This is a genomic window from Mesorhizobium sp. CA8, from assembly GCF_020164955.1.
GTDB lineage: Bacteria > Pseudomonadota > Alphaproteobacteria > Rhizobiales > Rhizobiaceae > Mesorhizobium.
Genome location: NZ_JAIUHG010000043.1, coordinates 21,977 through 30,940 on the forward strand (window position 1 = coordinate 21,977; position 8,964 = coordinate 30,940).

At 63.5% G+C, this 8,964-nt stretch carries 9 protein-coding genes; 2 read left to right on the forward strand and 7 right to left on the reverse strand.

Annotation, left to right across the window (positions count from 1 at the left end):
• The first annotated feature begins 23 nt into the window (after positions 1-23).
• A complete protein-coding gene (locus LB553_RS29550) occupies positions 24-995 on the forward strand; it encodes an ABC transporter permease (protein ID WP_263484310.1) in 972 nt (323 codons plus the stop codon).
• Positions 996-1,039: 44 nt separating this feature from the next.
• Positions 1,040-1,552: a gluconokinase gene (locus tag LB553_RS29555; protein WP_224518486.1), complete on the forward strand. Its 513-nt coding sequence runs from the start codon at positions 1,040-1,042 to the stop codon at positions 1,550-1,552.
• 28 nt (positions 1,553-1,580) lie between these two features.
• Here the strand turns inward: LB553_RS29555 and LB553_RS29560 are convergent, their stop codons facing one another.
• The 7 genes from LB553_RS29560 to LB553_RS29590 all read right to left on the reverse strand — a co-directional run bounded on the left by LB553_RS29560 (position 1,581) and on the right by LB553_RS29590 (position 8,718).
• On the reverse strand, positions 1,581-2,726 hold the full coding sequence (locus tag LB553_RS29560) for a hypothetical protein (protein ID WP_224518487.1): 1,146 nt from the start codon (positions 2,724-2,726) through the stop codon (positions 1,581-1,583).
• Positions 2,727-2,880: 154 nt separating this feature from the next.
• Positions 2,881-3,330, reverse strand: a complete 450-nt coding sequence (locus LB553_RS29565; RefSeq protein ID WP_040984137.1) for an RrF2 family transcriptional regulator — start codon at positions 3,328-3,330, stop codon at positions 2,881-2,883.
• 236 nt (positions 3,331-3,566) lie between these two features.
• Positions 3,567-4,553, reverse strand: a complete 987-nt coding sequence (locus LB553_RS29570) for a sulfate ABC transporter substrate-binding protein (RefSeq protein ID WP_224518488.1) — start codon at positions 4,551-4,553, stop codon at positions 3,567-3,569.
• Positions 4,554-4,755: 202 nt separating this feature from the next.
• Positions 4,756-5,796 carry a sulfate/molybdate ABC transporter ATP-binding protein gene (locus LB553_RS29575; protein WP_224518489.1) on the reverse strand — a complete coding sequence of 347 codons (1,041 nt, stop codon included), beginning with the start codon at positions 5,794-5,796 and terminating at the stop codon, positions 4,756-4,758.
• Between the two features lie 73 nt (positions 5,797-5,869).
• Positions 5,870-6,754, reverse strand: a complete 885-nt coding sequence (cysW, locus tag LB553_RS29580; protein WP_224518490.1) for a sulfate ABC transporter permease subunit CysW — start codon at positions 6,752-6,754, stop codon at positions 5,870-5,872.
• Positions 6,747-7,598 (reverse strand): sulfate ABC transporter permease subunit CysT, encoded by an 852-nt coding sequence (cysT, locus tag LB553_RS29585; RefSeq protein WP_224518491.1) that lies wholly within the window; start codon positions 7,596-7,598, stop codon positions 6,747-6,749. Before cysT ends, cysW begins: the two co-directional genes overlap by 8 nt.
• Before the next feature lie 91 nt (positions 7,599-7,689).
• Positions 7,690-8,718 carry a sulfate ABC transporter substrate-binding protein gene (locus LB553_RS29590; protein ID WP_224518492.1) on the reverse strand — a complete coding sequence of 343 codons (1,029 nt, stop codon included), beginning with the start codon at positions 8,716-8,718 and terminating at the stop codon, positions 7,690-7,692.
• Positions 8,719-8,964: the final 246 nt, after the last annotated feature.

An 8,964-nucleotide genomic window follows, 5' to 3' on the forward strand; every position in this document is an offset into this window, starting at 1 on the left:
GCGAAACGACGCTTGGCGGCATCATGGGCGGCATCGCCGGCCGCATGCCGAAATTCATCCGGCGCGCCGACCCGGCGGTGCTGACGGCCTTCGCCTGCATCGTCATCCTGCTGCTGCTCGGCAGCCTCTACTCGCGCAGCTTCCTGTCGCCGGAATATCTGCTGCAGCAATTGAAGGTCGCGTCCTTCCTCGGCGTCATCGCAACCGGCATGATGCTGGTCATCCTGCTCGGCCAGATCGACCTCTCTGTGCCCTGGTCCGTCGCGGCAGGCGCCATGATGGCCTGCGCGGCCGCGGCCTACGGGCCGGTCGGCATTGCTCTCGCCATCCCCTTCGGCGTGCTGTGCGGCGTGGCGATCGGCATCGTCAACGGCATCGGTGTCGCTTATTTGCGCATCCCTTCGATGATCATAACCTTGGCCACCAACGCCGTCGCTCAAGGGCTGATGGTGGTCTACACGGGGGGCTTCTCGCCGCAGGATGTGGCGACGGCGGCGATGCGCTACCTGGCGACCGGCTTCACCATTCCGGGCGTTCCCAATGCCGTCATCATCTGGGCGCTGATCGGCGCCGCGATGGTCTTCGCTCTGACCCGCACCAGCTTCGGCCGCGCCGTCTACGGGATCGGCAATCGCGAGCGCGCTGCCTACCTTTCCGGCATCGACACGCGCCGCATCGTGATGGTCGCCTTCGCCGTCTCAGGCGGGCTGTCGGCCTTTGGCGGCGTGCTTTTGGCCGGCTATGCGTCGAAGGCGGCGCAGTCGATGGGCGATGCCTATCTCCTGCCGTCCATCGCCGCGGTCGTGCTCGGCGGCACATCGATCCTGGGCGGGCGCGGCTCCTATCTTGGCACGGTGGCGGGCGTGATCCTGATTACTCTCCTGCAATCCATCCTCTCGGTCATGCAGATGCCGGAAGCGGGGCGGCAGATCATCTATGGCGTCGTCATGGTCGCCATGCTTCTGCTTTACGGGCGCGCGCCGGCAAGCCGCTGACCGTGCATGAGGCGAGCGCAAGACGGCAGACCCCGGAGCTTCGCATGAACGATCTTCGGACGGCGCCGGCCATCGTCGTGATGGGTGTTGCCGGTTGTGGCAAGACGGCCGTCGGCGAGGCGCTCGCCGAGGCGCTGGGCGCCGACTTCATCGAAGGCGACCGCTTGCATCCGCCGGAGAATGTGGCGCGCATGGCGCGCGGCGAGCCGCTGACGGACGCGCTGCGCGCGGGCTGGCTCGACGCCATAGGCGAGCGCATCGCGGCCTCCGTTGCCGGCGGGCGGAAACCAGTGGCGGCGTGCTCGGCGCTGAAGCGAAGCTATCGTGACCGGCTAAGCCGCTTCTGCCCCGGTATGGTCTTCCTCTATCTCAAGATCGATCGCGAGACCGCCTGGCGGCGGGTCGCCAACCGCAAGGGGCATTTCATGCCCGCAAGCCTGGTCGACAGCCAGTTCGCCACATTGGAAGAGCCGGCCGCGGACGAACAGGCGGTAACGATCGACGGAACGCGAAGTGTTGCCGGGATCGTGAAAGAAGTCGTCCACGCGCGTCGGTGATTTTCACAATACGCACCGGACAGAGGCTTCAGGCGCCCTCGTTGCCGATCGCAGCCTCGGTTGGCCGCTCCGTCAGCCGCGCGGCGCTCGACCAAGCCATCATCTGCTCGGGACAGAGTTTGAGCGTCTCCAGCATCTGGTCGCGCTTCGACAGGATAAATCCCGCCTGAACGACGAGGTTCTTCCCTGTCGTGTCCTTGGCAGGCGATGCGGGCGCCTCTGGACTCGCGCTCAGTTCTTTGACGATCGCCCGATATTCGCAAAAAGGCGCCGTCTCGATGGTCGCCATATGAAACAGCGCAGCGCCCGCGCGCGCGGCGAAGTTTGCCGGCGCCGAGGCGAGGTGGGTCCAGCCGCGCTCGCCCATGGCTGCCTCGGTGAAGGCGGAGCCGGCGTAGATGGTGTTGGTCATCAGCACCACGCCGTTTGCTTTCAGCACTTTCTGGATGCGGGTGGTGACCTGATAGGCGTCGGTGCGCTCAAAGACGATCCGGCTTTTCAGGAAGCGGTTCTCGACCTTGACCAGCGGCGGGTTGATCACGCGCAGGCCAAACTTGCTCGGCGAGAAGCCGTGGTATTGCGCGCTCACCTGATGGGTATCGACGCCAGCCTCATGCAGGGCGCGCTTGCCCATGATCGTCTGGGCCGTGAACTGGTCGCACCATATGATGGCGCCGCGCCCGTTCCGCAGGGCTTGCTGCAGCGCCTCGATGCCTTCGAGCCGGATCTCAGGCGACCAGCGCCAGCCGGCGACGAGATGCGCCGCAAGCGTCAGCCGCCGGCGGTGAATGGCGGCGAGCAGCGCCTCGAACATGCTTTTCGTGTCGACGGTGTCGCCGAGCACGGCTCTCACCGCGATCTCGTAACGGGCAAAGTCTTTGCGGAAATGGCGCTTGCGCCTGAGCCCGGACACCCAGCCGCAGATCGGGCTCCACCAGGAGAGCGGCAGCATCGCCGCGACGCCGAGATAGAAACAGGACAGCAGGCTCTCGCGCAGGTCCCGATTGGTGAAGCGGCGCAGTTTTCCGCGGCGGGTAACCTTGCGGCTGAAGAAGCGAACCGACTCGTTGCGCTCCGGCACCGGCACGTCGGCAGTGATCTCGGTATGGTAGATGTCCTTCGACGATGGCTGCCGGCTGGCCCTGCGGGATTTGCCAAACCAAGGCAGCCTCATGCGTCAGAGCCCTGTTTCATCTCCAGCCGCTTTACTGCGTCCACGGCAGACTGGCAACCGAGGGCGACAGGTCAGGGCTACCGCTTGTCCTTTGGGGCAATTGCGGCCGGAGGCTTGTGGCGAAGTGGCCGGACCTGGCCGCTGCACGCTTGCCTCAAATCTGAGACGTGAGTTCCGCCGGGAAGTCATCGTTGTCGGCGTCGCGCATGGCGGCGAGGCTGCGATTGTCCAGCACCTCGGCGATCGCCTGGCGCACTTCCAGCATCATGTGGCGGACTTGGCAGGTGGCCTCATCGCAATCCTCGCAGCGCTGGTACTGCGTGCGGCTGGCGCAGGGGATCGGCGCCAGCGGCCCGTCGAGCACGCGCACGACATGGCCGATCTTGATCTCGGAAGCGGGCCGGGCGAGGCGGTAACCGCCTTCCTTGCCCTTGCGGCTCTGGACGAAACCGGCATTGCGCAGCTCGCCCAGGATGGCATCCAGGAATTTCTTCGGAATGTTGTTGGCGACGGCAATGTCGTTGACGAATGCAAGCTGGCCAGCCGGCAGGCCGGAAAGATGCACGAGGGCCTTGAGGCCGTATTTGCCTTTTTTGGTCAGCATGCCCGATTCAATTCATCAAACCCCAATGCGCCTGCATCTGGCGGTTGTTTGTGGGCAAATCATGACAGTTGACCGCCTGGCCCAATAATTTGCCCGGCAACTTAGGCACAAACGCGTTGATTCTTCGTAACGTTTTTCACGTTGGACGCCGGATTTCCCCTGCGAAATGCCGGCGGGCTAAAACGAGGAAAGCCGGCTAAAGCCGGCTTTCCTGCGCTTCCTGATTGTACGGCGGCTCAGCGGCTGCCGTAGGCCTGGTCGAGCAGCCCGCCGGCGGCGAAATGCTCCTTCTGTACTTTGTCCCAGCCGCCGAAGACTTCCTCAACCGTCAGTAACCGGACGTCCGGGAAGTCGGCCTTGTGCTTGGCGGCCACCGTCGTGTCGCGAACCCGCAAGCCGTTTGCGGCGGCGATCTCCTGGCCGTCCGGCGTGTAGAGGAAGTCGAGATAGGTTTTGGCGAGATCACGGCTGCCATGCTCGTCGGCAACCTTGTCGACGATCGCCACGGGGAACTCGGCGAGCAAGCTGACGGAAGGCGTGACCTGCTCGAATTTATCGTCGCCATATTCCTTGCGGATGCCGCGTGTCTCCGACTCGAAGGTGATCAGCACGTCGCCGATCTCGCGCTGGACGAAGGTGGTGGTGGCGGCGCGGCCGCCCGTGTCGAAGATCGGCACGTTGTTGAACAGCTTGGTGATGAATTCCTTCACCTTGGCGTCGTCGCCCTTGAAGGCTTCCTTGGCGTAAGCGGTCGCGGCGAGATAGGTGTAGCGCGCATTGCCGGATGTCTTCGGGTTCGGGAAGATCACCTGCACGTCGTCACGCACCAGATCGTTCCAGTCCTTGATATGCTTGGGATTGCCAGCGCGCACCAGGAAGGACGGCAGCGAATAGAAGGGCGAGGCGTTATCCGGAAAATCCTTCTGCCAATCGGCTGAGATCAGTCCCTTCTTGACCAGGAAGTCGACATCGGTGACCTGGTTGAAGGTGACGACATCGGCGCCAAGGCCTTCGGCGATCGCGCGCGCCTGCGCCGAGGTGCCGGCATGCGACTGGTCGACCGTGACACCGGGGTGCTTGGCGATGAAAGCCTTGTTGATGTCGACGAACAGCTCGCGGCCGACGTCATAGGATGCATTCAAAAGCTTGTCGGCCGACCAGGCTTGGGAGGACGCGAGGACGAGACCGGCAACAGCCGCGATGCCGAGCAATAGACGCTTCATGAAAACAGGCTCCTTGGAAATAAGATCGAAGCTAAGGCGCTACCCTAGTCGTGAAAGCCTGGTGCGAGGAGGCACGGGCTCCGGGAGGCGAGCGAAGCTCTGGAAAAATATATCGCCAAAACAATTCTTTTCTAGGATCTTCTTCCAAGCAGATTCGTAGATGGCGCCAGGCTCGGGCGCTGGCGTCGGGGTGAAAGTCAGCTCAGGAAGCCGGAAAAAGCTTCCAGCGACGCGGCCTGAAGGCCACCCGGCTCTTCTGCGCCGCGGGATGGTCGACCGGCAGCTCGATCTCGACGCGCTGGCGCTCGCCGCCTACCTCGAGCTCGACGCGCCTGGTGCCGGCGACGCGGCGGCTGGCGGCAACCGTGCCGGCGATGCAGCCGCTGCAGCCGTCGAGCAGGTCGACATCGTGCGGACGGAAATAGAGAACCGCCTCGCCGGACGGCGCATGCGGCGCCGAGAGCCCGATCGGCCGGTCGGCGATCCAGACCTCGCCGTTCTCGACCTTGACCGGCAGTGAGCTCGACTCGCCGATGAAGGTGTACACGAAGGGCGAGTTCGGTGTGTCGTAGATATCATCGGCGGTGCCGACCTGCTCGATGCGGCCCTGGCTCATGACGACGACGCGGTCAGCGAGCTCCAGCGCTTCTTCCTGGTCATGCGTTACGAAGACGGTGGTGTGGCCGGTGCGGTCATGGATCTCGCGCAGCCAGCGGCGAAGCTCACGGCGAACCTGCGCGTCGAGCGCGCCGAAGGGCTCGTCGAGCAGAAGCACCTTGGGCTCGATCGCCATAGCGCGCGCCAAAGCCACGCGCTGGCGCTGACCGCCGGAAAGCTGCGCCGGATAGCGCTTTTCCAGACCAGACAACTGGACAAGGTCGAGCAGTTCGAGCGCCCGGCGGCGGATTTCCTGCCCCGAGGGCCTTGCGGCGCCGTGCCGGACCTTCAGGCCGAAGCCGATGTTGTCGGCAACGGTCATGTGGCGGAACAGCGCGTAATGCTGGAAGACGAAGCCGACATTGCGCTCCTGGATCGACTTCTGCGAGGCGTCCTCGTCGCCGAAGAAGATCGCACCTTTGGTCGGCCGTTCCAGGCCGGCGATCAGGCGAAGCAGCGTCGTCTTGCCGGAGCCCGACGGGCCGAGCAGCGCGATCAGCTCGCCGGAACTGATGTCGAGCGACACGTCGTGGAGCGCCGGAAACCGCTCGAACTCCTTGCGCACGTTGACGACGCGAACTTCCATGCAAATCCCTCAGTCCGTTGATGCTGTCGTTGTTCCCAAAATTGCCAGGCAACTCTTCGGCGACAGATAGTGTTCAGTGTCCGCGCGTCGCGGCGATCTCGGCGCCGTAGCGCATCTCGAGAAGCGTTTTCAAGACCAGCGTCACCAGCGCCAGGCCGGCGAGCAGCGACGCGACGGCAAAGGCGCCGACGGCGTTGTATTCGTTATAAAGGATCTCGACATGCAGCGGCATGGTGTTGGTGAGGCCGCGTATGTGGCCCGACACCACCGAGACTGCGCCGAACTCGCCCATGGCGCGCGCATTGCACAGAAGCACGCCGTAGAGCAGGCCCCATTTGACGTTGGGCAGCGTTACATACCAGAAGGCCTGCCAGCCGCTGGCGCCCAGCGAAAGCGCGGCCTCTTCGTCGCCATTGCCCTGTTCTTGCATCAGCGGAATGAGCTCGCGCGCGACGAAGGGGAAGGTGACGAAAATGGTAGCCAGCACGATGCCGGGCACAGCGAAGAGGATGACGATGCCATGCGCCTTCAACCAAGCGCCGAGCAATCCCTGCGCGCCGAAGAGCAGCACATAGACAAGGCCCGAGATGACCGGCGACACCGAGAAGGGCAGGTCGATGAGGGTGGTCAGGAATGCCTTGCCCTTGAACTCGAACTTGGCGATCGCCCAGGCGGCCGAGATGCCGAAGATGACGTTGAGCGGCACCGAGATCGCCGCCACAAGCAAGGTCAGGCGGATGGCGGAGCGCGTGTCGGGGCTGGAAAGGGCTTCCGTGTAGGCGCCGATGCCTTTGGCGAGCGCCTCGTGGAAGACAACGATCAGCGGCAGGAGCAGGAAGACGGCGAGGAAGGCAAGGGCGATCGCCATCAGCACGGCCTTGATCGGCCGGCTTTCGGTCACGGCGGCCGACTGGCTCTCGTGATGCAGCTCGTAGGATTTGATCTCGGGATCAGCCATAGCGCTTGCGGCTCCATGTCTGTGCGAGGTTGACGACCAGAAGCATCAGGAAGGACAGCGCCAGCATGATCGCGGCGATCGCGGTCGCCGCCTCGTAATTGTATTCCTCGAGCCTGATCACGATCAGAAGCGGCGCGATCTCGGACTTGAAGGGCAGGTTGCCGGCGATGAAGATGACTGACCCGTATTCGCCGACGCCTCGCGCGAAGGCGAGCGAGAAGCCGGTGATGATCGCCGGCGCCAGGCCCGGGAAGAGCACGCGGGTGATAATCTGGAAACGGTTGGCGCCGAGCGTGGCGGCTGCTTCCTCGACCTCCTTGTCGATCTCTTCCATGATCGGCTGGACGGTGCGCACGACGAAGGGCAGGCCGATGAACACCAGCGCGACGACGATGCCGAGCGGGGTGTAGGCGACCTTGATGCCGAGCGGCATCAGGAGATGACCGATCCAGCCGTTCGGCGCATAGAGCGTGGTGAGCGCGATGCCGGCTACGGCTGTGGGCAGGGCGAAGGGCAGGTCGACCATCGCATCCGCGATGCGGCGTCCAGGGAAGCGGTAGCGCACCAGCACCCAAGCGACGAGCGTGCCGAACACGACGTTGACGACAGCCGCCAGGAAGGCGGTGCCGAAGCTTATCTTCAGCGCGTTGAGGGTGCGCCGGTCAGCGGCGATAGCCCAGAAATCGGTCCAGCCGAGCGCAGCCGAGCGCCAGACCAGCCCCGAAAGCGGGATGAGGATGATGAGGGTGAGGTAGGCAAGCGAGAAGCCGAGCGTCAGTCCGAAACCCGGAATGACACTCGGCTGCTTGAATCGCCACCCCGCCTTGACGGGTGCTGTGGTCATGCTGTTCTGGATCGTCCCTTCTATTCAAACCAGAATGGCTTTGCGCAGTCGCATTCCGCCGGCATGCCCGAGGCTCACCGGCCGTCCGGCCTCACTGCGCCGGCTTGTAGATCTGGTCGAATATACCACCGTCGCCGAAATGGTAAGGCTGCGCTTTCTTCCAGCCGCCGAACTGCGGGTCGTCGATGGTGACCAGCTTGATTGCCGGGAGCTTGGCAAGCTCCTCGGCCGGCACCAGGTCGGGCTTGGCCGGGCGATAGTGGTTCTTGGCGATGATGGTCTGCGCTTCCTTGGAATAGAGCCAGCCCAGATAGGCCTCCGCGACCTTGCGCGTGCCCTTGGCATCGACGTTGGCGTCGACGACCGCGACCGGGGGCTCGGCCAGGATCGAGGTCGGCGGGTAGACGATGTCGAAATTGTCGGCGCCGAATTCGTCGAGCGCGAGATAGGCTTCATTCTCCCAGGCGATCAGCACATCACCCAGGCCCTTCTGCGCGAAGGTCACCGTCGAGCCGCGCGCGCCGGTATCGAGGACCGGGACGTTCGCATAAAGCTTGCCGACGAACTCCTTGGTCTTGGCTTCATCGTTGCCGTCATTGGCGTTTGCATAGGCCCAGGCGGCAAGATAGTTCCAGCGGGCGCCGCCGGACGTCTTCGGGTTCGGCGTGATGACCTGGACGTCGTCCTTCACCAGATCGTTCCAGTCGTGGATGCTCTTGGGATTGCCCTTGCGCACCAGGAAGATAATGGTCGAGGTGTAAGGCGCCGAGTTGTTCTCGAACTTCGTGCGCCAGTCCGGGTTGATCTTCTTCGTCTTCGAGGCGATGGCGTTGATGTCGCCTTCGAGCGCCAGCGTCACGACGTCGGCGTCGAGGCCGTCGATCACCGCCCGGGCCTGCGCGCCGGAACCGCCATGCGACTGCTGGATGGTCACGGTTTCGCCGGTCTCAGCCTTCCAGTGCGCGGCAAACGCCTCGTCATAGGCTTTGTAGAGTTCACGTGTCGGGTCGTAGGACACGTTCAGGATGGGCGTGTCGGCAAATGCGAAACCGAGCGTGCCAAACTGGACAGATGTGGCGACCAGCGCGCCGAGCAGTTTCCTGAAATGAGGTTTGGTCATTCCCGTCTCCGTTGAACTGCACGAACTCTACCGAGTTTATAGAATTTAGATGCATTGAATGTTGTCTTTTTCGCCGCCTTGAAGCAATTTTTCGCCGAGCCTCTCCCAATTGAGGAAATATCTTCCTCAATTTCGGACAGCGACTTCCTTGCCAGCCGGGCTAACTAGGTGTTTGATCCCAGGCTTTGATGGGGCATCCTTATCCTCCGAATCAAAGGATGCGCTATGGGCCAGGTTCTTCATGGA

Bases quoted from the DNA above. Each gene is read 5' to 3' on its own strand.
- LB553_RS29555 (WP_224518486.1), top strand. From the start codon at position 1,040: ATGAACGATCTTCGGACGGCGCCGGCCATCGTCGTGATGGGTGTTGCC.
- LB553_RS29565 (WP_040984137.1), bottom strand. From the start codon at position 3,330: ATGCTGACCAAAAAAGGCAAATACGGCCTCAAGGCCCTCGTGCATCTT.
- cysT (WP_224518491.1), bottom strand. From the start codon at position 7,598: ATGACCACAGCACCCGTCAAGGCGGGGTGGCGATTCAAGCAGCCGAGT.
- LB553_RS29575 (WP_224518489.1), bottom strand. From the start codon at position 5,796: ATGGAAGTTCGCGTCGTCAACGTGCGCAAGGAGTTCGAGCGGTTTCCG.
- LB553_RS29550 (WP_263484310.1), top strand. From the start codon at position 24: ATGGGCGGCATCGCCGGCCGCATGCCGAAATTCATCCGGCGCGCCGAC.
- LB553_RS29590 (WP_224518492.1), bottom strand. From the start codon at position 8,718: ATGACCAAACCTCATTTCAGGAAACTGCTCGGCGCGCTGGTCGCCACA.
- LB553_RS29570 (WP_224518488.1), bottom strand. From the start codon at position 4,553: ATGAAGCGTCTATTGCTCGGCATCGCGGCTGTTGCCGGTCTCGTCCTC.
- cysW (WP_224518490.1), bottom strand. From the start codon at position 6,754: ATGGCTGATCCCGAGATCAAATCCTACGAGCTGCATCACGAGAGCCAG.
- LB553_RS29560 (WP_224518487.1), bottom strand. From the start codon at position 2,726: ATGAGGCTGCCTTGGTTTGGCAAATCCCGCAGGGCCAGCCGGCAGCCA.